The following is a 21,372-nucleotide window of genomic DNA, read 5'->3' as shown; positions in this document are numbered from 1 at the left end:
CACGCCTTCGGGCCCTTAGGGTGGCGAAGTGCGACTGACCATCCTCGGGTGCTCCGGCAGCATCCCCGGGCCGAACGCCGCCGCGTCCGGTTACCTGCTCGAAGCCGAGGGCTTCCTGCTCGGCCTCGAACTGGGCAACGGCACGCTGGCGCAGCTGCAGGCCGTGGCCGATCCGTTCGACCTCGGCGCGCTCGTGCTCACCCACCTGCATCCCGATCACTGCGCCGACGTCAGCGCACTCACGGTCCTGCGCCGCTACCACCCGGCGCCGCCGTACCCGGCCCGCCCGCGCCTGCTGCCGCTGTACGGACCGGCCGACGCGCCGGTCCGGCTCGCGAACGCGTACGCGCCCAACGAGACCGAGCGGGCCGGCACCGACCTCTCCGACGTCTACGCCTTCCACCCGCTGCGCTCCGAGCCGTTCCGGATCGGGCCGTTCGAGGTGGTCGCGGTCGAGGTCGACCACCCGACCCCGGCGTTCGGCCTGCGCATCTCCTACGGCGGCCGGATCTTCGCCTTCACCGGCGACACCGGCCCGTGCCGGGCGCTGAACGAGCTCGCCGACGGCGTCGACCTGCTGCTCGCCGAAGCGTCCTGGACGGATTCGGCGGAGCGTCCGGAGGGTGTTCACCTGTCCGGCAAGCAGGCCGGTGAGCTGGCGCGCGACGCCGGTGTCGGACGGCTGCTGCTGACGCACATCGCGCCGTGGACGGACCCCGGTGCCGTGCTGGCCGAGGCCGCGGCCGAGTTCGCCGGGGCCGAGGTCGTCAAGCAGGGTGCCGTCTACGACGTGTGAGCAGTGCGGTCCTAGAGTGCTCTTCGTGGCTCGAAAAGATGGCAGGAACGACGACCAGCTCCGTGACATCAAGATCACCCGGGGGTTCCAGCAGTGGCCCGCGGGATCGGTGTTGATCGAATTCGGCAACACGCGGGTCCTGTGCGCCGCGAGTGTCACCGAAGGCGTGCCGCGCTGGCGGGCCGGCTCCGGCCTCGGCTGGGTGACGGCCGAGTACGCGATGCTGCCGTCCGCGACGAACACCCGCGGCGACCGTGAATCGGTCAAGGGCCGCATCGGCGGCCGCACGCACGAGATCTCGCGGCTGATCGGCCGTTCGCTGCGGGCCTGCATCGACCTGGCCGCGCTGGGCGAGAACACGATCGTCATCGACTGCGACGTCATCCAGGCCGACGGCGGCACCCGCACGGCGGCCGTGACCGGCGGCTACGTCGCCCTGGCCGACGCGATCACCTGGCTGGGCGCGGCGAACCGGCTCAACGACCCGCAGCCGCTGTCGTCCTCGGTGGCCGCGGTGAGCGTCGGCGTCGTCGACGGCCGGGTGCGCCTCGACCTGCCGTACGAGGAGGACTCGCGCGCCGAGGTCGACATGAACGTGGTCGCCACGGACGCGGGCACGCTGGTCGAGGTCCAGGGCACCGGCGAGGGCGCCACCTTCGCGCGGTCCACTTTGGACAAGATGCTGGACCTGGCGCAGGCCGGCTGCGAGGAGCTGACCCGCCTGCAGAACGAGGCGCTGGCGCTGCCGTACCCGGGCGAGCTGCCGGAGCCGCGTCCGGACAAGAAGAAGGGCTCGAAGTGACGAAGCTGCTTCTCGCCACGCGCAACGCGAAGAAGCTCGGCGAGCTTCGGCGGATCCTCATCGCGGAGGGAATCTCGGGCATCGAGGTTTTGGGTCTCGCGGACGTCGAGTCGTTTCCGGAGGCCCCCGAGACCGCGCCGGACTTCGAGGGCAACGCGGTCGCGAAGGCCCGTGACGCCGTGGCGGCTTGTGGTCTGCCCGCGATCGCGGACGACTCGGGCATCGCGGTGGACGCGTTGAACGGCATGCCGGGCGTGCTCTCGGCCCGCTGGTCGGGCGGCCACGGCGACGACGACGCGAACCTGAACCTGGTGCTGGCGCAGCTGAACGACGTCCCGGACGAGCGCCGCGGCGCCCAGTTCGTCTGCGCGGCGGCTCTCGTGCTGACCTCCGGCGAGGAAACCGTGGTCCGCGGCGAGTGGCGCGGAACGCTGGAGCGTGCCCGCCGTGGCACCAACGGTTTCGGCTACGACCCGATCTTCCGGCCGGACGGCGAGACCCGGACCTCGGCGGAGATGGAACCGTCCGAAAAGGACGCCGTCTCGCACCGCGGCCGCGCCCTTCGCGCGCTGCTCCCGGCGTTGCGGGAGCTCGCCGAGGCTTAAAGCCGTGAATGGCACATTGAGGGACTCAGAGTCCCTCAATGTGCCATTCACGGACTGGCGGTCGAGTCACCCGGGCACGAACAGTCTTCGCCGCGGTCGACGGCGGTGCCGCCGGCGAACCCGGCATCGCCGCGATCCGTTGCGGCGTCCAGTAATCGAGCACGGCTTGGCGCTGGGCGGCCGTCACGGCGAGGTCGTGGGTGACGACGGTGCCGGCGGCCTGCGCGGGCGTGGCACCGAGCGTCGCCGCGGCCGGCACGGCCGCGGCGAGCGCGGGATCTTCGATGAGTCGGTCTCCCTTTCGCAGCCCAGGCAGCGTCCCGAAAGGGCGGGTGGAACCGATGATCAGGCGGCCAGGCCGAGGTCCCGGATCAGCTTCGCGACGTGACCGGACGCGCGGACGTTGTAGAAGGCCTGCGCGATCTTGCCTTCCGGGTCGACGACGAACGTCGAGCGGATGACGCCCATGTAGGTCTTGCCGTAGTTCTTCTTCTCGCCGTACACACCCCACTCGGTGATCACGGTCTTCTCCGGGTCGCCCAGGAGCGGGAACGTCAGCTCTTCCTTCGCGACGAACTTCGCGAGCTTCGCCTGCGTGTCCGGCGAAATGCCGACCACCTGGTAGCCGGCGTCGTTCAGGTCGGCGAGGTTGTCGCGGAAGTCGCAGGCCTGCTTGGTGCAGCCCGGCGTGCTCGCGGCCGGGTAGAAGTACACGACGACGGACTTGCCGCGGAAGTCGCGCAGCGACACCTCCTTGCCCTCGCTGTCGGGCAGGGTGAAGTCCGGGGCGTCGTCACCGGGGGAAAGGCGCTCGGTCATGCCTTCGAGCGTAACGGGCGCCGGCTCAGGCGGGTCCGCAATACGTGACCACGGCTTCTTCGGTCGTGCTCGGTCTGATCCGCAGCCGGAGCTGCGTCTGGTCCTGGGGCACCGCGAAGGCCAGGGTGACGTGCACCGAGCGGCCCGGCAGGACGTCCTTGCCCGCGTCGGCGATGCCGGTGAAGCCCTGCGTCGTGTCGACGACCTGCTTGACCGCCGCGCCCGACGCGGTGGCCGTGACCGCGAGGCCCGAGAGCTTGTACGTCGTGGTGCCGTCGTTGGTCAGCTGGACGTCGAAGGCCGCGCCGCGCGGGCTCTGCGGGTAGGCCGACGGGCTGGGCCGGAAGGACTGGGGCGAGCCGACCGAGATGGTGACACCGCTGGCGAACCGGTGGTCGGCGCCGAACTTCAGGTCGTTGCCCGCCTGGGCGGCCGCGGCGCCCGCGGGGGAGCCGCCCGCGCCGAGCGCGGCCGTGCCTTCCTGCGCCGAAGGGACCCCGCACGCCACCGCCAGGCACAGCAGTCCTGAGGTGAAAATGATCTTGCACGTGCGCGCGAGCGCCATCGCGGGTACTCCAGTCGGCGGGTCGGGGTCGCCATGCGGCAGCGGGACGTGCCGGGCGAACCCGCTCCACTCTGGCCGTGATCGCGCGGGGTTACGAGGCGCCACGGGGGGTTGACGCGGACCTGGTGCCGCCCCGTGGCCAATCCGTGACCGGAACGGCACGGGTGGTGACAATCACCCTCGACATGCCACTTAAACCGCAAGGGCGAACAACAGGATGAAGATCGCCACTCCGGCGACCCAGGCGGCCATCAACCAGCCGAAATCGCGGACCGGGTCGACCGCGCGGCTCTCCTCGCCGGGCACGTAGACGCCGCGTTCTTCGAACCAGTCCGCCCAGCGGGCGAACCACCCCAGCGGGTTGCGCGACGCCATCGTTCACCTCCGGGTACCGGCTTCCCCGTCACCCTACGGGTTCGGCGCCGGCGACCGGAAGGCGCGTGATGATCAGGGATTCCGTCCCGGAGGGGGCCCGGCCGGCCGCTCGTTCGAGCGCGTTCGACGTCTTCGAGCGGCCGTCGTGGCGGCGGCGAGCGGCGGGCCGTGCCACCCCGAGTGGTCCGGTCTCCCGGTGGCCGGTCGCCCGCTGCCTCCGAACGGTGACATCGCAAGGGTCACGGTCCGTGGTCGCGTCACGGGCTGCGATACGACCCGCCACGGCCGAGTGAACCTCGACGTCACCCGTGTAGAACTTTTCGCGTCGGTCAGAGGATGCCGTTGCGCTGCAGGATCGACACGGCACGCACCGTGGCGTAACCGCGCCATTCGAGGGCCGCGGCGGGCGAAAAACTCGCGAAGTCGACGCGCCAGCCGCCGTCGTCCTGCTGCTCGCCGGCCAGCCGCGCCAGCTCGGCCTCGATCACGCCGTCCTTGAACAACGCGCGCGCCGGGCGGTCCGGCAGAGGCGCGAAGTCGAGGGCGCGCAGGGTCTCGCCTTCGGAGCCGCCGGCCACCGCGGCCAGGCCGTCGGCCGGGACGAACGCGCCGAGGTGATCCAGCAGGGCGCTCGCCTCGGGGTGGAAGTCGTGGGCCGCGTCGGCGAACTGCACGGCGAACGACAGCACGATCGCGTGCGGCGCCTCGGAGAGCTGCTCGATGCTGCGGAAGCAGTACCGCGTCGCGCCGGCCAGCCACGCGTGGTCGCGCACGGCGCGGTCGTGCCGCGCGACGCGCAGCGCGACGGCGGCCGCGAACGCCGTGCTCTGCAGCGCGGCCTCTTCCGGGTCGGCCTGGACCCAGAACGGCGCGCAGCCGGCGGGATCGGCCACGGGCAGCGCGAAGGGCAGGCCGCCGTCGGGCCGGGAGGCGCCGGCCAGCCAGTCGCAGAGCTCCGCCGTGTGCGGCGAGGTGGCCGGGGCGATGTCCTCGAAGACCTCGAACGCGTGCAAGGCGCCGCCGGGCTGGCTTTCCGCGGCACGCAGGTCGGGTTCGAGGCCCCAGCCGTAACCGCCATCGGGGTTGCGATAACCGTCGACGGCGGCGAGCACGGCTTGCGCGTCGGTCTTGCCCCGCAGCAGTTCGAAACGGCGTCGGTCGAGGAGCCGGGCGTGCGTGGCCAGGAAGGACGCCGCCGCGGAAAGGTTCGCAGTCACCCGGCCAGGGTCGCACCCGGCGCGGATGTGGGTCTTGAACGGATCGGCGGCCGGGCCGGTCGCGACGGCATGGCCGGTCGGGTGCGCCGGGTTCAGGCGGTTGCGCGGCGGGCGGCGCCGAAGCCGGTGGTCAGGGCAGCTGGGCCGCCGGCGCCGCGGCTTCGCGCAGCCGCGCCGCGTCCTGGCCCGGCGGCGCCCCGAACAAGCGCCGGTACTCCCGGTTGAACTGCGACGGGCTGTCGTACCCCACGAGGTGCCCGACGCCCGCGATGTCGCCCGCGTCGGCCACCAGCAGGGAACGCGCCTCCTGCAGGCGGATGCGCTTCTGGAACTGCAGCGGGCTCATCGCCGTCACCGCGCGGAAATGGCGGTGGAACGCCGAGGGGCTCATGCCGGTCAGCCGCGCGAGTTCGTCGACGCGCATCGGCTCGGCGTAGTTCTCGCGGATCCAGCGGATCGCGCGGCTGACGTGGGACAAGCTGCTGTCGGCCAGGCCGATCTGACGCAGCAGGCCGCCGTGCGGGCCGGTGAGCAGCCGCCACAGCAGCTCGCGCTCGATCAGCGGGGCGAGCACCGGCGCGTCCGCGGGGTGGTCGAGCAGGCGCAGCAACCGGGCCGTGGCGTCCAGGAGGTCGGCGCCGGCGTCGCCGGTCGCGATCGGCGACGGCTCGCGGAGCCCGCGGTGCGGCGGCGTCTCCAGCAGCAGCGGGGCGATGGCCGCCGGGCGCAGGGTCAGGCCCATGCCCAGCGCCGGCGTCCGCGGCGACGCGCCGACGAAGTGCCCGGTCACCGGCAGGTCCGTGGTGACCAGGAGGTACTGCCCGGCGCGGTATTCGTGCACCTGCTCGCCGAGCAGCAGGCGCTTGCCGCCCTGGGCCATGACGACCAGCAGCGGCTCGGTCAGCGAGTGGTGCGGCTCGACCGAGTCCACTTTGGACAGCAAGAGCCCCGGTACGGGCGTGCGCAGGTCCGCGTGGGCGTGGGTGGCGATGAGATCGCGGATCTCGGCGAGGAGCGTCGTGCGCATACCTCAAGAGAATCAAGTCCGAGAGGATCGTGCAAGAGGTCGCGTGGATCGATCTACCGCTGAGCTGGCAATTCGCGTTTCCTGGGAGCAGGTAATCCGACACGCAAGGAGCGTTTCATGTCACTCGACCTCTACGTCACCCTCGGCCGGTCCGGGCTGCGCGTCAGCCCGTTCGCGCTCGGCGCGATGACCTTCGGCGAGGACCCGGGCGGCGCCGGCTGCAGCGTCGAAGAGTCCGGGAAGATCCTCGCGTCCTACCTGGACCTGGGCGGGAACTTCGTCGACACGGCCAACTTCTACACCAACGGCCACTCGGAGAAGATCCTCGGCGACTTCTTCGCCGCGCGGCCCGGCCGGCGGCAGCACGTCGTGCTGGCGTCCAAGTTCTTCGGCAACATGTTCCCGGGCGACCCGAACGGCGGCGGCGCGGGCCGCGCGTCGATCATCGCCCAGCTCGAGCAGACGCTCCGCCGCCTGCGGACCGACTACCTCGACCTGTACTGGCTGCACAACTGGGACCGCACCACGCCGATCGAGGAGACCATGCGGACCCTCGACGACCTGGTCCGCGCCGGCAAGATCCGGTACGTCGGCTTCTCGAACACCCCGGCGTGGGTCACCGCGCAGGCCCAGACGACCGCGCAGCTGCGGGGCTGGACGCCGCTGATCGCGCTGCAGGTCGAGTACTCGCTGCTGGCCCGCACGGTCGAGGGCGAGCTCGCGCCATTCGCGCTCGACCAGGGGATCGCGCTGACGCCGTGGAGCCCGCTGAAGAACGGCTTCCTGTCGGGCAAGTACCGCCGCGGCGCCGACCGTCCCGAGTCGGCCCGCGCGGCGTACGTCGGCGGTCCGGGCGAGGCGGAGTTCGCGGTCATCGACGTCGTCGCGGCGATCGCCGGCGAGCTCGGCACGACGTCGGCGGCGGTGTCGCTGGCCTGGCTGCGCGCCCGGCGGGGCACGGTCGTCCCGATCGTCGGCGCCCGCCGCCTGGAACACCTGACCGGCAACCTCGCGGCGCTGGAGATCGCCCTGTCGGCCGATCAGCTCGCCCGGCTGGACGACGTCTCGGCGCCGACGCTCGGCTACCCGGCCCCGATGCACGGCGCGCAGCGCGCGATGCTGCAGTTCGCGGGCACGACGGTCGACGGCGAGCCGTCCGCGGTCTACCCGCCGCTGCTGCAGAGCGACGTCCGCTACTGACCGCTCACCCGGGCCAGGACGCTGTCGCGCAGGCCGTCGCCGCGCAGATCGGCCAGGAACCGCTCGTTGATGCCGCCCGGGGTCGTGTGCTTCCGGGCCAGGTCTTCGAGCGTGCCGGAGTGCTGGAGCAGCGTCCGGCCCAGCGCGGCGAAGGTGGCGGTCGCCGTGGAGAACGTGGCCAGAGCCGGCTCGTCCCGCGGGACGACGACGTCGCCGACGCTCTCGAACAACACCCGGGCGACGGGGTCGTCGGGGTAGACGGCGGTGCGGCCGGCGCCCCGGCTCACGGTCGGCAGCGGGATGGACCGGACCTGCCGGGCGGCCGGAAGACGAGGCCGGTCAGCACCTCCCGCGCGATCTGCGGGCGTACCGCGACGACCGTACGACTGCATGGCGAACCCTAACCGCGGAACGTCCGGCGATAGGCGTCCGGGGCCACGCCGACCGTGCGGTGGAAGTGCCGGCGCAACGTCGTAGCCGTGCCCATGCCGACCGCTTCCGCGATGGCGTCGACGCTGCTGCTCGACGTCTCCAGGAGCTCCTGGGCGCGGCGGATGCGCTGGGTCAGCAGCCACTGCAGCGGCGTCGTCCCGGTGACCGTCCGGAAGTGGCGGGTCAGGGTGCGGGCGCTCATGTTGGCCCGCCGCGCCAGGTCGTCCACCGACAGCGCGCGGTTGAGCCGTTCGGTCGCCCAGGGGAACAGCTCGGTGAGCGCGTGGCCGTCCCGGGCGGGCACCGGCGCGGGGACGAACTGGGCCTGCCCGCCGTCGCGGTGCGGCGGCACGACCAGGCGGCGGGCGATCGTGTTGGCGACCGCCGAACCGTGGTCGGTGCGGACCAGGTGCAGGCACAGGTCCATCGCCGCGGCCTTGCCCGCCGACGTCAGGACGCTGCCATTGTCGACGTAGAGCACGTCGGGGTCGACCTCGACGCGGGGATAGCGCGCGGCCAGGACGCCGGTGTGGGCCCAGTGGGTCGTCGCGCGCAGCCCGTCGAGCAGGCCGGCGGCGGCCAGCACGAACGCGCCGGTGCAGAGGGACGCCACCCGCGCGCCCCGCGCGTGGGCCTCGCGGACGGCGTCGAGCAGGTCGGCCGGCGGGTCGACGTCGACGTCCGCCCAGCCGGGGACGAGCACGGTGCCGGAGCGCGCCAGCCGGTCGAACCCGTGCTCGGGCTCCAGCCGGAACCGGCCGACCAGGACGGGCGCCGAGCCGCAGACGGCGAAGTCGTACCGGGGGTTCTCGCCGAAGACCTCCGACGCGATGGCCAGCTCGAAGGACAGCATCCCGTCGGTCGCGGCCAGCGCCACTGTCTGCATGTCCGAAATTGTACGCATGATGGCGTTCCGGACACTGTCCGCGCGGTGCCGCGCTCGTCAGGATGGTCGTATGACATCGGTACTGGTTTACGGCGCCTACGGGCACACCGGCCGCTTCGTGGTGGCTGAGCTGCGCGAACGCGGCTTCGAGCCGATCCTCTCCGGCCGGGACGCGGCGCGCCTGCCCGGCGGCCGGCCGGCGTCGGTCGACGACCCGGCGTCCCTCGACCGCGCGCTGGAGGGCGTGGCCGCGGTGATCAACACGGCGGGTCCCTTCGCCGAGACGGCCGCGCCGGTGATCGAGGCGGCGCAGCGGGCGGGCGTGCCCTACGTGGACGTCGCGGCGGAGCTGGAGGCCAACCTCGACACGTTCGCGCGCGCCGCGGACAGCGTGGTCGTCCCGGCCATGGCGTTCTTCGGCGGCCTCGGCGACCTGCTGGCCACGGCGGCCATGGGCGACTGGACGAGCGCGGACGAGATCCACGTCGCGTACGGCCTGAGCGGCTGGCACCCGACGGCGGGCACGCTCGCCGCGGGCCGCGTCTCCCGCTCGCGCCGGGGAGACCGGCGCATCCGGTTCGCGGGCGGTCGCCTGGAGTACGTCGACGACGCGCTGCCGAAGCTGTCCTGGCCGTTCCCCGAGCCGCTGGGCGCGCAGCCGGTGCTCGGCGAGTTCACGATGGCCGACGTCATCACGATCCCCAGCCACCTCGACGTCCCGTCGGTGACGACCTACATGACTTCCGTGGCGGCCGCGTGTCTGTCGGCGGCGCAGGAGCGTGCGGGATCGCCGGAGACGTTCGTGGTCGACGTCGTGGTCCGGTCGGGCGGCGAGGAGCGCCGGCTGGCGGCGCGGGGCCAGGACATCTACGCGGTCACGGCACCGCTCGCGGTGGAAGCGGTGGAGCGGATCCTGACGGGCCGCGTCAGGGCGAAGGGCGTCGCCTCGGCGGGTGAGCTGTTCGACGCGCCGGACTTCCTGCGGGCACTGGCACCGCACGTCACGATCGGCTGAGCGATCGGGGGGATTCGAGTGGGCCCGGAGAGACTCGAACTCTCACTGGCACGGACCTAAACCGTGTGCCTCTGCCAATTGGGCTACGGGCCCTGCGCATCCGGAAGCGTAGCGTGCTGCGGCCTTCGCCACGCCGGGCCGTGGCCGGTGCGGGGTTCCGGGGGCGGGCCAGCTAACGTTGGCCGCCAGCAGTCCCTTGCGGCGAGGAGGACCCGTGGCCCGCGATCCCGAGACGATCGAGCGTGAGATCGAGCAGGCTCGAACCGCCCTGGCGGCAACGCTCGATCAGCTGACCGTCAAGGCCGACCCCAAGAAGCTCGCGGACGCGGCCAAGAACGGTGTGCGCGCCAAGCTGGACAACCCCAAGGTCAAGTACCCGCTGATCGGCGCGGGTGTCCTGGTGCTGGCCCTGCTGGTGCGCAAGCTCCTCAAGTAGCTCAGGCGCGGGCCGGCTTGGCCGGGGTCTTGGTTTCGACCTCGGGAGCCGGCTCGGCCACCGGCTTGGGCTCCTCGACTTCCTTGGGGAGCTGCTTGGCCGTCGGCAGCGCCGGCTTCTTCTCGGCCGGCTTCGCGATCTCCTCGACGGTCTTCTCCGCCGTTTCCGCGGTCTGCTGCTTCGGCACGCTGCCCGGCGGCGGGACCTCGAGCGGCGGGAGCTTCGGGAGCGTCAGCCGAGCGGTCATGTAGGCGCTGGTGAAGTCCAGCGCGCTGCCGTTGATCAGGTGTACCACCGTGGTCTTGCCGCCGTCGGCCAGCTGTTCGACCAGCTGGTCCGCGCGGTCCCGGGCGGCGATGATGCCCGGTGCCCGGGCGGTCAGCTCCTTGCCCTGACCGCTGACCGTGATCGCCCAGTCCGCGTCCTGTTGGACGTACGTCGCCGTGATCGCTTCCACCATCTGCCTCACGCCCCTCTCCCTCTCCAGCATGCCCTCACGCGTACGTGACCCGGTCGCCACGCCCTTATGACGTGGTTCCCGCCACCCTGTTCGCGACCGCGCGAAGCCCAGCACACTTTTGTACCGTGTCATCGATACCGTAGAGCAACTCTGTGTCACAAGACACGGAGCGCAAAGTGCGCTGAGTAACGACCAAATGGCCTAATGCACGAGCAGATTACCGTGCACGGCCCCGAAGTCCAGCCCAGAGGACGTCCATCGCGTACTCGGTGGCCATTTCGGGGGTCACTTCTTCGTGGCGCTCACACCAGATAGCGAGCCGTTCGCAGGCTCCGACGACGAATTCCGCGGCCGCCTCGGCGCGCAGGTCGTCATCTCCGGTGAAATAACCGCTCATCAGTGCGGCGATGAGGTCGGTCTGCTGCCGGCGGGTCTCCTCGACCTCTTCGGCGGCGGGCGTGCCGATCAGCGCCATCTCGTGCCGCAGCAGTGACCAGGCCTGCCGCCGCTCGCGGATGAACACGAAGAACGCCAGCAGGCCGCGCCGCAGGGCGTCCTCGGCGCTGGTCGCGCCGACCATCGCCTGCTCGGTGACCTCCCGCAGGACCGCCCGCGACTCCTGGATGCAGGCCAGGAGCAGGCCTTCCTTCGAGTTGAAGTACTCGTACAGCATCGGCTTCGAGACGCCCACCAGTTCGGCGATCTCGTCCATGGACGCCGCCGCGTAGCCGCGCGCCGAAAAGACCTCCTCGGCGACGTCGATCATCTGGCGCATCCGCTCGGCCCGGGGCATGCGCTTGCGCTTGGCGGTGGTCACAGGCAACACTCTACCGGTAGTAACCTACTCTGAGTAAGCTGGACGACGGGTAACAGGAAGCCGGGAGGCAGGCCATGGGCAACCGCACGGAGACCGGGGTCGTCATCGTCGGGACCGGGTTCTCCGGTCTCGGCATGGCGATCCAGCTGCGCAAGGAGGGGCGCGACGACTTCGTCATCCTCGAGAAGGCACACGACGTCGGCGGCACCTGGCGCGACAACAGCTACCCGGGCTGCGCCTGCGACATCCCGTCGCACATGTACTCGTTCTCCTTCGAGCAGAACCCGGGCTGGTCACGCGCGTATTCGCCGCAGCCGGAGATCTGGCGCTACATGCGCGAGGTCGCCGACAAGCACGACCTGCGCCGCTTCGTCCGCTTCGGCCAGGAGATGACCGGCGCCCGCTGGGACGGCGAGGAGAACCGCTGGCACGTCGCCACGAGGGGCGGCGACGAGTTCGTGGGCCAGGCGCTGGTCGCCGGCGTCGGGGCGCTGCACCTGCCGCAGATCCCGGAGCTGCCGGGCATCGAGAACTTCGCGGGCCCGGCGTTCCACTCCGCGCGGTGGCGTCACGACGTCGACCTGGCCGGCAAGCGGGTCGCCGTGATCGGCACCGGCGCCAGCGCCGTCCAGTTCGTGCCGAAGATCGCGCCGGAGGTCGGGAAGCTGACACTCTTCCAGCGCACGCCGCCGTGGATCATGCCGAAGGCCGACCATGAGATGTCCGGCCGCGCGCGAGCGCTGTTCCGCGCGCTCCCGTTCGCCCAGCGCGCCTACCGCAACTTCCTGTACTGGACGCTCGAGGCGCGCGCGATCGGCTTCAACGGCCAGACCTGGGTGATGAAGCTCGGCCAGCGCCTGGCCCAGCGCAACATCGACCGCGCGATCCAGGACCCGGCGTTGCGGCGCAAGGTCACCCCGGACTACACCATGGGCTGCAAGCGCGTGCTCATCTCCAACGACTACTACCCGGCGCTCGCGCGGGACAACGTCGACGTCGTGACCGACGGCGTCCAGGAGGTCCGCGAGCACAGCGTCGTCGACGCGGCCGGGGTCGAGCACGAGGTCGACGCGATCGTCTACGGCACCGGGTTCCACGTCTCCGACGCCTTCGACGACCTGGAGATCGTCGGGCGCGAGGGCCGCAACCTCGGCAAGGAGTGGGCGACCGAGGGGATGCGGACGCACCTCGGGATCACCGTCGCCGGCTTCCCGAACCTGTTCTTCCTGCTCGGCCCGAACACCGGCCTCGGCCACAACTCGGTGGTGTTCATGATCGAGGCCCAGATCTCCTACGTCGCCCAGGCGCTGCGGCTGGCCGGCGGCCGGGCGATCGAGCCCAAGGCCGAGGTGCAGGAGCGGTTCAACACGCGGATCCAGCGCAAGCTCGCGAAGGGCATCTGGACCCGTGGTGGTTGCCAGAGCTGGTACCTCGACGCGAAGGGCGTCAACCGGACGATCTGGCCCGGCTTCACCTGGCGCTACTGGCTCGACACGCGGAAGGTGCGGCGCGAGGACTACCGCGTCGGCTGATCCTGATCCGCCGTGAGGGGCACCCTCAGGGACCCGAAGTCCCTGAGGGTGCCCCTCACGGCTTTCGGGGATCAGCGGGAGACGTAGCGGCGGAGGCTCGCGATCAGGTCCACAGTGGGCAGTTCGCACAGCTCCGCCATGCGCTCCAGGGCGGGCAGGTCGAGGGCCACCTCGCCGGGGCCGTGCTCGCCGGCCGTGCGGAGGCGGTCCTCGGCCCAGCGGCGCAGGGGGAGCAGCTCGGGCGGCGCGTCGGCGACGACCTTGCGCAGGTCGACGCGGACCCGGCCGGGCTCGTCGACGAACACCCGCCGGTGCACCTTGGCCAGCAGGTCCTGGGGCAGCTCGTCCATCGCGACGCACAGCTCGACCAGCCGCACCACGGAACACTGTCTGGTGCCCAGTTCGTAGGTGGCCAGCGTCTGCAGCGAAATCTCGCTCTGCAGGTGCTGGTTGAGCTCCTTGCGCGTCCAGCCTCGGCTGCGCCTGAGCTTGCGGAGCTCGTCTCCGAGAATCCGCTGGTAGTCCTCGGCGTCGATCAGCACATCAATGTCCCCTGCCGTGTTCCTCCCGCGGCACCTTCACGGAGGTGACAGTTCCCGTGCAGGTGCACCCTCACGTGTATGTAAGTGCGCAGGTGGCCGCGCATTACGCGGATTCCGGCATGTCTTTGATACCGATTGCGCGAGTTAGGCCTAACGGGTTAACGGCAGATGACGTCGAGGTGCAACTTGCAGGCGTCGTGACTCAGTTGACGCAGGGAACGCCCTCGGCGGTGATCGGCTTCTCCGCGTCGGCCGGCGGCGGCGCGGGCGCCTGGGACGTCGCGCCCCCGGTGCCGGCCCCGGCGTTCGAGTCGGTGCTCGGGGCCTTGTAGTCGGCGCCGAGGAACACCATCACGTGCCCGGCCTTGACGCTCTTGTCCTCCTGGACCGTCGGCGAGCCGCCCAGCGCGTCCGCGACGGCCTGGCCGGCGGCCGTACCGCCCTTCGGCACCCAGATCACCGTGGTCTTGCGCGAGGTCGAGTTCGCCGTGTCCCCCGAGGTGAAGCCCTTGGTTTCGAGGGCTTTGGCGACGGTCGCGGCCAGGCCGGTCTTGCCGGAGGCGTTGCGGACGTCGACCGTGGTCGCCTTGTTCGCGCTGTCGGGCTGCGGCGCGGGCGTCGTCGCGCCCGGCTGCGGCCCGGCGAGGCCCTGGACGAAGTCCTTCACCTCGGTCGGGTCGACCTGGATCGCGACGCCGTCCTCCGGGGTCCGGTACTCGATGTTCTTCACCGGGATGGTGCGGAACTCGAGCTGGCCGCCGGTGAGGCCCTTCATCTGCTGGGCGAACCCGAAGATGTCCCAGTTCTGGTTGAGCACGACCGACTTCTTGATCGCGTCGATCAGGTCGCTGAGCTTGCCCGGGTTGGTCAGCGTGCCGGCCGAGAGCACTTTGCGGGCCATGCCGGCCATGAACACCTGCTGCCGGACGACCCGGTCGAGGTCGCCGTTCGGCAGGCCGTGGCGCTGGCGGACGAACTCGAGCGCCTCGACGCCGGAGATCGTGTGCTGGCCCTTGGTGAAGTTCGCGCCGGAGTACTGGTCCTTGACGTTGTTGTTCAGGCAGACGTCGACGCCGCCGATGGCCGTGGTGATGTCGCTGAAGCCGAGCAGGTTGACCGCGGCGTAGTTGTCGATGGTCGACCCGGTGAGCTTCTCGACGGTCTGGATCAGCTCCTTCGCCCCGGCCTGGTTCGCCTGGACGTCGAGCTGCTTGGGGTCGGTGACGCCCTGCTTCTGCAGGTCCTTGCGGGCCGCCAGCATCGCGCGGGCGTACGCCGAGTTGATCTTGTGCTTGCCGTAGCCGCCCGGGATGTCGACGTAGGTGTCGCGCGGCAGGGAGATCGCCACGGCCTTGCTGCCGTCGTTCGGGATGTGCACGAAGATCAGCGAGTCGGTGTTCAGCTCGCCGTCGGAGTCGCCGGCGCGCAGCTGGTCGAGCACCTCGCGCGAGAGCGGGTTGCCCTGGGCGTCGGTGCGGCTGTCCAGGCCGACCAGCAGGATGTCGCGGGCGCCGTCGGCGGGCTTGTCGCCACCGGCGTCGTCGCTGATCACGTTCGCGTAGTTCAGGCCGTTGACCAGGCCCTGCATGGCGGCCCAGGCGTAGCCGGTCAAGCCCATCACCAGCAGCGAGACGACGGTCAGCGCGATCTTCGCGCCCCGGAAGGAATTGCGGCGCGCCCGCTGCGCCGGAGGCGTGCGACGCGCGTCCACCGGTTCACGGCGAGGTGCGGGACGGCGAGGCGGCGGAGTGCCGCGGCGCGCGCCGGGCCGGGCCGGCTCGTCCTGCCAGGGCCGGGCGGGGCGGCGGTCGCCTTGCCCGTTCCGAGGCGGGTGATCCACGCGGGCGACTCCTCACTGCTCAGATCGGTAGGGCTACAGGATGGGACGCATGGTGCCTTCCCCTGGTTGCCGTAGCGTTACACATCCCCCTGTGGATGTGGCGTGCACCACCCATTTTCCTGCACCCCGGCCGGTTTCGCCTGGTCAGGACGCCGCGTCGGCCGGAGGCCGCACCGCCCGCCGCGAAGAGCAGGGCGAACCCGCTCCACGACGGGTGGCCGCGGGTTCCACGAACGAGTGAACGCCCGGCGCCGCAAGGCCGAGCTTTCGTAGGGAAAGATGCGTCGGAGGGGCCCTCGGACGCATCTTTCCCTACGAAAGCTCGGGCATCGGGCGGGGACTCAGGGGGCCGTGTGGGTGACGCGGCCGGGGGCCGGGAGCAGCGTTCCCGCCGCGGCCAGCAGGGCGAACACCGCCGTCGCCGCGTGGAGGGTCACGCCCAGCAGGCCCGGGGTGCCGCCGTCGACGGCGAACAGCAGCGAGGGCGCGCACGCCAGGGCCGTGGCCAGCCAGGTGCCCGTCGCCGCGCTCGCGCCGATGCGGATCGTGTGCAGCAGGAAGACCCCGAGCAGCAGGTGCACCAGGCTCTGGATCGGGTCGAGCCGCAGGCCGAGGATGTCCGCGTCCGCCGCGACGCCGCCGAAGCGCGTCAGGGCGAAGCCGAACACCCCGAGCGTCGCGTAGCCGATGCCGAGCGCCGCCGCGGCCCTGGTCAGCACGGCCGTGCGGCGGCCGGGGAGCTCCGCCGCGCGCGGGCGGTCGGCGCCGTGCGCGTGACGCTCGAACCACCAGAACACCAGCGCCCCGGGCACCGCGAGCAACCCGACCGCGACCAGCGTGCGCGGCCGGACCAGCCAGGTCAGGCCGTCGGCGATCCGCCCCGGCAGGTAGACGACGGCCACCAGCAGCAGCATCGCGGCGAGGAACGCCAGGTACAGGCTCATCGGCGCGCGCAGCACGATCCGGCACGCCGTGGTGACGCCGGGCCGGGAGCCGAGCCGCGACAGCGGGCCGGCCAGCAGCCCGAGCACGCTCAGCTGGGCCACGCCGAGCAGCAGCACGCCCCACGGCGGCGCGGAGAACGCGGCCGGCGCGCCCGGGCTGCCGAGCAGGACCGGCGGCGCGCCGCGGACGACACTCACCACGGCGAGCGCCGCGACACCGGCGAAGGCCGCGAAGCCGAGAAGACGTCGTGACGGCCGTACGCCGTCGGCGTGCGCGAAGGCGAGTTGCTGGGCGAGGAGCGCGAGGGCGAACGTCGCGGCGTAGCGGGGCAGGGGCGAGCCGGCCCAGTTCGCGGCCAGTTCGCCGCCGACGACCAGCGCGAGCAGGCCGCCCGCCGCGGCCACCGGGGCCCGGCGGTGCAGCGCCAGCAGCGGCGGCGCGCAGACGATCGTCAGCAGGTAGACGCCGAGCAGCCAGAGCGGGTGCAGCGCGATCCGCATCACCGTGGCCGTGGTGCCCGCGGGGATGCCGAGCAGTTCGAGCGCGAGCGGCGTCAGCAGCGCGACGACGGCGAAGATCAACGCCGGTCGCAGCAGCGGGTTGGCGCGTTCGGCCAGGTAGTGGCGGTAGCCGCCGCCCGTCTCCTGCTCGGCGCGCCAGCCGGCCGCGTTGGCGTGCCCGCCGGCGAAGAAGATCACCGGCGTGAGCTGGGCGAGCCAGGTCAGCGGCCACAACGCCGGTTCGGGTGTCCCGGCCCAGTGCGCGAGCGCCGTCACGGACTCGCCGAGCAGGAGCAGGACGACGCCGCCGGCGCCGAGCAGCGCCCAGCGGCTCACCGACGCGGGCACGGGAGCGGGCCGCGGCGTGGGCCTCGTGCGGCGGGCGTAGTGCCAGCCGCGCAGCCGGAACACCAGCAGGCAGCCGATCACGAGCACGCCGGCGACCATCGGGCCGATCGGGTCGCCGACCGGCGGGCCCCAGCGCTGGTGCCACGAGTTGACGACCAGCCCGGCCGAGTAGAAGGACGCGACGACCCGGCAGGTGTTCGCCGAGTTCATCGGGTTGAGGTCGCAGGCGTGGTGCATGTCGTAGGACAGCCGGCTGTCGAGCGCTTCGCGGACCTCCGGGCCGAGCGGGTGGCCCTTGCGGTCGGCGTAGCGCAGCAGGTCGTACCCGAGGTCGTGCGCCTTGCACGGCACCGCGTAGTCCCACTTGGTGTTGTCGTCGCCCCACGGCGTCGAGCAGCCGCCGTCGACGTGCACCGCGCGGACGGTGCCGTCGCGGGCCGGCCTCGAGCCCGGCGTGACGCCGCTGAGCGCGGTGAAGTCCTTGGGCAGCAACGCCAGCGCGTCCGGGTGCGGGCCGGGGTGGACCAGCGCCTCGATCGCGTTCTGCGCGGCCAGGACGTCGCCGGTGGGCGGCCCCTGGTCGGGCGGCGACGGCGGGCGCGAGGCGATCAGCCCGAACGCGAACACCACCAGCAGCACCAGCAGCAGCCAGCCGGACGTCGACCAGGGTCGGCGGACACGAGGCGGCTCGGTCGGGGCTGGCATGGGTCAAGGGTGCCAGCCCCGCCGCCGGGCCGACACGGGGCTAACCCCCGGGTGCGCGGTGGGGGTTGCCCGATCGGCCGCCCGTTCTCGCTTTCCGCGGCCGGCGGCGGCGCGGTGAGCAGGAGGACGTGAAGTGCGCTCGATCGATCGGCGGGTGCCGGTGGAGAACACCGTGCGCGCGCTGCGCCGCCTCGCTCCCGGCGCGGCCCTGCGGAAACCGCGTGATCCCGACGCTGGCGAAGGCCCGAGCGGCTTCCGCGCCGGACGCACGAGCGCCGCGGCCGGAGTCCGCGGGTTACCGGGAAGAGCTGCTGCGCCGGCGCCGGGAACGACGGCGGAGGTGCTGGTGCAGGCCCGGCCGGCGGTCCGGCTGGGGGCCTGACCGGTCAGGACGCGGGCAGGTCGTCCGGGGTGTCCGGGGCGAAGCTCACCTGGTCGCGGCCGCTTTCCTTCGCCCGGTAGACCGCCGCGTCGGCGGCTTGGAGGAGCCGGTCCAGCGTCTCGCCGTGCCGCGGGTAGCGGGCCACGCCGATCGACGTCGTGCGGTCCGCGATCGTCGCCGGGTCGCCGCGCTTGTCCGTGGTCACGATGTGCAGCTTGGCGATCGCGATGCGGATGCGCTCGGCGGCGTCGTGGGTGGCCTCTTCGTCGATGTCCGGGAGCAGAATGAGGAATTCCTCGCCGCCGAAACGGCCGACCGAGTCACTCGGTCTGGTCACTTCGTCGAGGGTTTGCGCAACAGTGCGGAGCACGTCGTCACCCGCTGGATGTCCATAGGTGTCGTTAATCCACTTGAAGTGGTCGAGATCGACCATCAGGAGCGCCAGCTGATCACCCGAACGAGCGGTCCGTTCGAGTGCGCGCTCCGCCGTCTCCGACCAGCCGCGCATGTTGAGAATGCCGGTTTTCGGATCCGTCCGGACGTCGTTCTGGAGCTGATCGAGTTCGGCGAGGCGATTGAAGACGACCGTCACCACGGCCATCACCGCGACCATCGGCGGCACCACCGCGAGTAGGATCGCCGTCACCGCGCCGAGGCCGATGGTGATCGCTTCGAGCATGTTGTCGGCCGGGCTGCCCAGGACGTTGCGAACCGTGGGCTCGGACGACATGCCGAGCGCGAGGGCCCCGCCGACGTAGACGATCTGGATCGCCTCGTAGATCGCGCCGGTGAGGACGATCGCGCCGAACTCGTACAGGAAGTCGCCCCAGCCGAGGCCCAGCAGGTGGGGGCCGAGCGAGGTGTAGGTGAGGTGCGCGAGGACGCCGGCGAGGCCGTGCGTGATCGACGAGAAAATGAAGTTGTGCGCCGGGCGCCGGGCGATGAACCAGTGCTGGGTCCGAATGACGGCGATGACCAGCAGAATGAGCGGCGCGGGCAGGATCAGCGCGGCGGAAAAGGTCCACACCGCGGTGAGGTCGATCAGCACCGTCTTTTTGCGGTTCCGGCGCCTTTCCTCCTGGCGCTGGGTCAATTGGATGTGAATGGTGGCGCCGGCCGCGAGAATTCCGAAATTGATCCAGTCGCGCGGTATCAGGCCCGGGGAACGGGTGAGCAGAACGGCGATGACGGCGACGGCGATCGCCTCGCTGGCGAGGAAGAAGGCGACGACCCGCGGCCGGCGGCGCCAGAGCGCCCAGTTGCGCGGCGAGTACGGGTGGTCGTTCCGGACTGTCCCGGATGGACCACGGGTAGTGGTCGCCACCTGGTCCGCTTCTTGGCGCGACGACGCCGGTCGCGGGGCGCCGCGGCCGCCGGTCGCGGCGTCGTCTGGTCCGGGATGCAATTGGTCACCTCCTTTCCAGCCTACTTGGGGTCTTGAGTAATCTCATCGGTACCTGCCAGAGTGGTTCCCGCATTCCGCCGCCGGGTATCATCCCATCGCAACGGAACTGCCGGGTCCCCGTCGTAACTGCCGGGAACGCGGACCAAAAGCATCTTCAGGCTCCCCACACGGAGGTGGCACCGTTGACCAACCGCGATCTCTGATGAGCCGGCGAATTGTCGTCCCCCGATTACCCCGAGAGGTGGCTCCCGTGCGCAACCGCGACCTGTGACGAGTGCGAATCCCATTCACGATCTTGACTTCACGGAGAGGTGGTTCCCGATGGCCAACCGTGACCTCTGAACCCGCGGAGCCCACCGAACCGACTGTCATGACGGCGGTGGTTGCGGCCCGTCGACCCGGCGCCAGGCGAGCGCGACCGGGACGGCCAGCAGCAGGCCCACCGCGCCGGCGAGCGCGATCGTCGTGTTCGCGGAGCCGATCCACTGCGCGACCAGCCCGCCGATCCCCACCCCCACCCCCTGGGCGACCCGCAGCCCGGTCCGGTACAGCCCACCGGCGCTGCCGCGGATGTCGTTGGGGACCCACGTGATGAACGTGGCCGACACCGTGATGACGTAGGCACCCGTCGCCCCGGCCAGCGCCAGCAGCACCAGCGCGGTCGCGAGCCCCGGCCGCAGCGCGAAGGCCGCGAGCGCGGCCAGCGGCAGCGCGGCCAGCACTCCCAGCAGCTTGCGGCGGCGTTCCGTCGAGACGAACCGCGACAGCACGAACGTGCCGAGCACGAAGCCCAGCGGGTCGGCGGCCAGCAGCCAGCCGACGGCTTGTTCCCCCGTGCCCAGTTGCGCGGCGAGCGGCGCGGCGAGGCCCTCCGGGATGACCGCCAGCCCGACCAGCCAGGACAGGTAGAGCAGCACCCGCAGCCGTTCGTCGCCGAAAACCTGCCGGATGGCGCCGAACCACGGGGCGCCGCCGTCCCCGGCGGCCGGGCGGCGCAGCACCAGCAGCTGAACCGCGACCGCGGCGACCAGGAACGTCACCGCGTCGATCGCCAGCGCCCACGACGTGCCGATCGTCGTCACCAGCAGGCCGCCGACGGCGAGACCGCCCAGCATGGCCGTGTTGTTGGTGATCCCGCGCAGGTCCTGGCTCTGCAGGTAGACGTCGTCGTCGGTGAAGATCTCCCGGCCGAGCGCGTTCTGCGCGGCGTTGCCCGGCGCGTTCGCCAGCCGGGCCAGCACGAACAGCACGAACAGCCAGCCCATCGGCATCCCGGGCACGGCCATCAGCCCGATCAGCACGGCCTGCGCGAGCGACCCGGCGACCAGCACGGCCCGCCGCGGGAAGCGGTCGGCGAGCTGGGACAGGCCCAGGCCGCCGGCGAGCGCGGGCAGGAACGTCAGGGAGTAGACGACGGCCGAGAGCAGCGGCGACCCGGTCCGGTCGAACACGAGGATGGCCAGCGCGACGATGGTGAGCTGGTCGCCCAGCATCGACTGCGTCTCCGCGAACCACAGCGCGCGGAACTCCCGGTTGGCCAGGACGGCCCGGAACCGAGGGGTCGCCCGCGTCGTCACCTCGCCACCACCGTCCCCCGATCGAGTGAATATGGATCGCCTCGCATTGTGCCTCGGCAGTGACGACCCGGCCCGGGGGCGTCACACTCGCGCTCCCGGGAAGCACTAACAGTATGCCGTCGATTACTCGCCGACGTACGCGGA

Annotated in this window: 22 protein-coding genes and 1 tRNA gene; 8 read left to right on the top strand and 15 right to left on the bottom strand. The window is 71.6% G+C overall.

Annotated features, from left to right (window positions below):
- The first annotated feature begins 28 nt into the window (after nucleotides 1-28).
- From OHS18_RS22310 to rdgB, 3 genes are read left to right on the top strand one after another with little or no spacing between them, the layout of a single operon-like run.
- Entirely contained in the window at nucleotides 29-796 is a 768-nt protein-coding gene (locus OHS18_RS22310) for an MBL fold metallo-hydrolase (protein WP_328449659.1), read from the top strand.
- A gap of 25 nt (nucleotides 797-821) precedes the next feature.
- The gene (rph, locus tag OHS18_RS22305) at nucleotides 822-1,598 is read left to right on the top strand and encodes a ribonuclease PH (protein ID WP_328449660.1); all 777 of its coding nucleotides are present in this window, start codon (nucleotides 822-824) and stop codon (nucleotides 1,596-1,598) included.
- On the top strand, nucleotides 1,595-2,203 hold the full coding sequence (gene rdgB, locus OHS18_RS22300; protein WP_328618380.1) for an RdgB/HAM1 family non-canonical purine NTP pyrophosphatase: 609 nt from the start codon (nucleotides 1,595-1,597) through the stop codon (nucleotides 2,201-2,203). Before rph ends, rdgB begins: the two co-directional genes overlap by 4 nt.
- A 345-nt stretch (nucleotides 2,204-2,548) precedes the next feature.
- On the opposite strand, the gene bcp is transcribed toward rdgB, so the two are convergent.
- The 5 genes from bcp to OHS18_RS22275 form a co-directional block, all read right to left on the bottom strand.
- On the bottom strand, nucleotides 2,549-3,022 hold the full coding sequence (gene bcp / locus OHS18_RS22295) for a thioredoxin-dependent thiol peroxidase (protein WP_328449665.1): 474 nt from the start codon (nucleotides 3,020-3,022) through the stop codon (nucleotides 2,549-2,551).
- Nucleotides 3,023-3,047: 25 nt separating this feature from the next.
- Complete coding sequence (locus OHS18_RS22290) at nucleotides 3,048-3,587, bottom strand: hypothetical protein (RefSeq protein ID WP_328449667.1); 540 nt, start codon at nucleotides 3,585-3,587, stop codon at nucleotides 3,048-3,050.
- 192 nt (nucleotides 3,588-3,779) lie between these two features.
- Nucleotides 3,780-3,962: a hypothetical protein gene (locus tag OHS18_RS22285; protein WP_328449668.1), complete on the bottom strand. Its 183-nt coding sequence runs from the start codon at nucleotides 3,960-3,962 to the stop codon at nucleotides 3,780-3,782.
- Nucleotides 3,963-4,291: 329 nt separating this feature from the next.
- On the bottom strand, nucleotides 4,292-5,179 hold the full coding sequence (locus tag OHS18_RS22280; RefSeq protein ID WP_328618379.1) for a hypothetical protein: 888 nt from the start codon (nucleotides 5,177-5,179) through the stop codon (nucleotides 4,292-4,294).
- A gap of 130 nt (nucleotides 5,180-5,309) precedes the next feature.
- Nucleotides 5,310-6,206 carry an AraC family transcriptional regulator gene (locus tag OHS18_RS22275; protein WP_328618378.1) on the bottom strand — a complete coding sequence of 299 codons (897 nt, stop codon included), beginning with the start codon at nucleotides 6,204-6,206 and terminating at the stop codon, nucleotides 5,310-5,312.
- Between the two features lie 117 nt (nucleotides 6,207-6,323).
- Between OHS18_RS22275 and OHS18_RS22270 the strand changes: the two genes are divergently transcribed.
- Complete coding sequence (locus OHS18_RS22270; protein ID WP_328618377.1) at nucleotides 6,324-7,406, top strand: aldo/keto reductase; 1,083 nt, start codon at nucleotides 6,324-6,326, stop codon at nucleotides 7,404-7,406.
- Here the strand turns inward: OHS18_RS22270 and OHS18_RS22265 are convergent.
- On the bottom strand, nucleotides 7,400-7,693 hold the full coding sequence (locus OHS18_RS22265) for a hypothetical protein (RefSeq protein WP_328618376.1): 294 nt from the start codon (nucleotides 7,691-7,693) through the stop codon (nucleotides 7,400-7,402). The two genes, OHS18_RS22270 and OHS18_RS22265, sit on opposite strands and share 7 nt — an antisense overlap.
- A 113-nt stretch (nucleotides 7,694-7,806) precedes the next feature.
- Nucleotides 7,807-8,724 carry a helix-turn-helix domain-containing protein gene (locus OHS18_RS22260; RefSeq protein ID WP_328618375.1) on the bottom strand — a complete coding sequence of 306 codons (918 nt, stop codon included), beginning with the start codon at nucleotides 8,722-8,724 and terminating at the stop codon, nucleotides 7,807-7,809.
- Nucleotides 8,725-8,794: 70 nt separating this feature from the next.
- On the opposite strand from OHS18_RS22260, the gene OHS18_RS22255 reads away from it, so the two are divergent.
- The gene (locus OHS18_RS22255) at nucleotides 8,795-9,739 is read left to right on the top strand and encodes an NAD(P)H-binding protein (RefSeq protein WP_328618374.1); all 945 of its coding nucleotides are present in this window, start codon (nucleotides 8,795-8,797) and stop codon (nucleotides 9,737-9,739) included.
- Between the two features lie 19 nt (nucleotides 9,740-9,758).
- On the opposite strand, the gene OHS18_RS22250 is transcribed toward OHS18_RS22255, so the two are convergent.
- Nucleotides 9,759-9,832: transfer RNA gene (locus tag OHS18_RS22250), tRNA-Leu, on the bottom strand.
- Between the two features lie 121 nt (nucleotides 9,833-9,953).
- On the opposite strand from OHS18_RS22250, the gene OHS18_RS22245 reads away from it, so the two are divergent.
- Complete coding sequence (locus OHS18_RS22245) at nucleotides 9,954-10,175, top strand: DUF3618 domain-containing protein (RefSeq protein WP_247056962.1); 222 nt, start codon at nucleotides 9,954-9,956, stop codon at nucleotides 10,173-10,175.
- 1 nt (nucleotide 10,176) lies between these two features.
- Here OHS18_RS22245 and OHS18_RS22240 read toward each other — a convergent pair whose 3' ends face one another.
- Nucleotides 10,177-10,635: a hypothetical protein gene (locus tag OHS18_RS22240; RefSeq protein ID WP_328459218.1), complete on the bottom strand. Its 459-nt coding sequence runs from the start codon at nucleotides 10,633-10,635 to the stop codon at nucleotides 10,177-10,179.
- A 217-nt stretch (nucleotides 10,636-10,852) separates the two neighbouring features.
- Nucleotides 10,853-11,410: a TetR/AcrR family transcriptional regulator gene (locus OHS18_RS22235; protein ID WP_328618556.1), complete on the bottom strand. Its 558-nt coding sequence runs from the start codon at nucleotides 11,408-11,410 to the stop codon at nucleotides 10,853-10,855.
- A gap of 116 nt (nucleotides 11,411-11,526) precedes the next feature.
- Between OHS18_RS22235 and OHS18_RS22230 the strand changes: the two genes are divergently transcribed.
- Complete coding sequence (locus tag OHS18_RS22230) at nucleotides 11,527-12,984, top strand: flavin-containing monooxygenase (RefSeq protein WP_328618373.1); 1,458 nt, start codon at nucleotides 11,527-11,529, stop codon at nucleotides 12,982-12,984.
- Nucleotides 12,985-13,055: 71 nt separating this feature from the next.
- On the opposite strand, the gene OHS18_RS22225 is transcribed toward OHS18_RS22230, so the two are convergent.
- From OHS18_RS22225 to OHS18_RS22215, 3 genes are all read right to left on the bottom strand, one after another.
- On the bottom strand, nucleotides 13,056-13,526 hold the full coding sequence (locus OHS18_RS22225) for a helix-turn-helix domain-containing protein (protein ID WP_247056958.1): 471 nt from the start codon (nucleotides 13,524-13,526) through the stop codon (nucleotides 13,056-13,058).
- 202 nt (nucleotides 13,527-13,728) lie between these two features.
- Nucleotides 13,729-15,366: an LCP family protein gene (locus OHS18_RS22220; RefSeq protein ID WP_442874354.1), complete on the bottom strand. Its 1,638-nt coding sequence runs from the start codon at nucleotides 15,364-15,366 to the stop codon at nucleotides 13,729-13,731.
- Between the two features lie 341 nt (nucleotides 15,367-15,707).
- Nucleotides 15,708-17,864 carry a phospholipase A2 gene (locus tag OHS18_RS22215; protein ID WP_328618372.1) on the bottom strand — a complete coding sequence of 719 codons (2,157 nt, stop codon included), beginning with the start codon at nucleotides 17,862-17,864 and terminating at the stop codon, nucleotides 15,708-15,710.
- Between the two features lie 133 nt (nucleotides 17,865-17,997).
- Here OHS18_RS22215 and OHS18_RS22210 point away from each other — a divergent pair, with 133 nt between their 5' ends.
- Nucleotides 17,998-18,246, top strand: coding sequence for a hypothetical protein (locus tag OHS18_RS22210; RefSeq protein WP_328618371.1), 249 nt, complete (start codon nucleotides 17,998-18,000; stop codon nucleotides 18,244-18,246).
- 4 nt (nucleotides 18,247-18,250) lie between these two features.
- Here OHS18_RS22210 and OHS18_RS22205 read toward each other — a convergent pair whose 3' ends face one another.
- The gene (locus OHS18_RS22205; protein WP_442874355.1) at nucleotides 18,251-19,651 is read right to left on the bottom strand and encodes a GGDEF domain-containing protein; all 1,401 of its coding nucleotides are present in this window, start codon (nucleotides 19,649-19,651) and stop codon (nucleotides 18,251-18,253) included.
- Nucleotides 19,652-20,019: 368 nt separating this feature from the next.
- Nucleotides 20,020-21,228 (bottom strand): MFS transporter, encoded by a 1,209-nt coding sequence (locus OHS18_RS22200; RefSeq protein ID WP_328618370.1) that lies wholly within the window; start codon nucleotides 21,226-21,228, stop codon nucleotides 20,020-20,022.
- Between the last annotated feature and the right edge of the window lie 144 nt (nucleotides 21,229-21,372).

Origin of the sequence: Amycolatopsis sp. NBC_00355 (assembly GCF_036104975.1) — a bacterium.
In the GTDB taxonomy this organism is placed as follows: Bacteria; Actinomycetota; Actinomycetes; order Mycobacteriales; family Pseudonocardiaceae; genus Amycolatopsis.
The sequence above is the reverse complement of the archived record's forward strand: the minus strand, read 5'-3'. Positions and strand labels throughout refer to the sequence as shown.

Excerpts from the sequence above, each read along its gene's own strand:
- bcp (WP_328449665.1), bottom strand. The coding sequence starts at position 3,022 with ATGACCGAGCGCCTTTCCCCCGGTGACGACGCCCCGGACTTCACCCTG.
- OHS18_RS22290 (WP_328449667.1), bottom strand. The coding sequence starts at position 3,587 with ATGGCGCTCGCGCGCACGTGCAAGATCATTTTCACCTCAGGACTGCTG.
- OHS18_RS22285 (WP_328449668.1), bottom strand. The coding sequence starts at position 3,962 with ATGGCGTCGCGCAACCCGCTGGGGTGGTTCGCCCGCTGGGCGGACTGG.
- OHS18_RS22275 (WP_328618378.1), bottom strand. The coding sequence starts at position 6,206 with ATGCGCACGACGCTCCTCGCCGAGATCCGCGATCTCATCGCCACCCAC.
- OHS18_RS22270 (WP_328618377.1), top strand. The coding sequence starts at position 6,324 with ATGTCACTCGACCTCTACGTCACCCTCGGCCGGTCCGGGCTGCGCGTC.
- OHS18_RS22260 (WP_328618375.1), bottom strand. The coding sequence starts at position 8,724 with ATGCAGACAGTGGCGCTGGCCGCGACCGACGGGATGCTGTCCTTCGAG.
- OHS18_RS22255 (WP_328618374.1), top strand. The coding sequence starts at position 8,795 with ATGACATCGGTACTGGTTTACGGCGCCTACGGGCACACCGGCCGCTTC.
- OHS18_RS22240 (WP_328459218.1), bottom strand. The coding sequence starts at position 10,635 with ATGGTGGAAGCGATCACGGCGACGTACGTCCAACAGGACGCGGACTGG.
- OHS18_RS22235 (WP_328618556.1), bottom strand. The coding sequence starts at position 11,410 with ATGCGCCAGATGATCGACGTCGCCGAGGAGGTCTTTTCGGCGCGCGGC.
- OHS18_RS22230 (WP_328618373.1), top strand. The coding sequence starts at position 11,527 with ATGGGCAACCGCACGGAGACCGGGGTCGTCATCGTCGGGACCGGGTTC.
- OHS18_RS22215 (WP_328618372.1), bottom strand. The coding sequence starts at position 17,864 with ATGCCAGCCCCGACCGAGCCGCCTCGTGTCCGCCGACCCTGGTCGACG.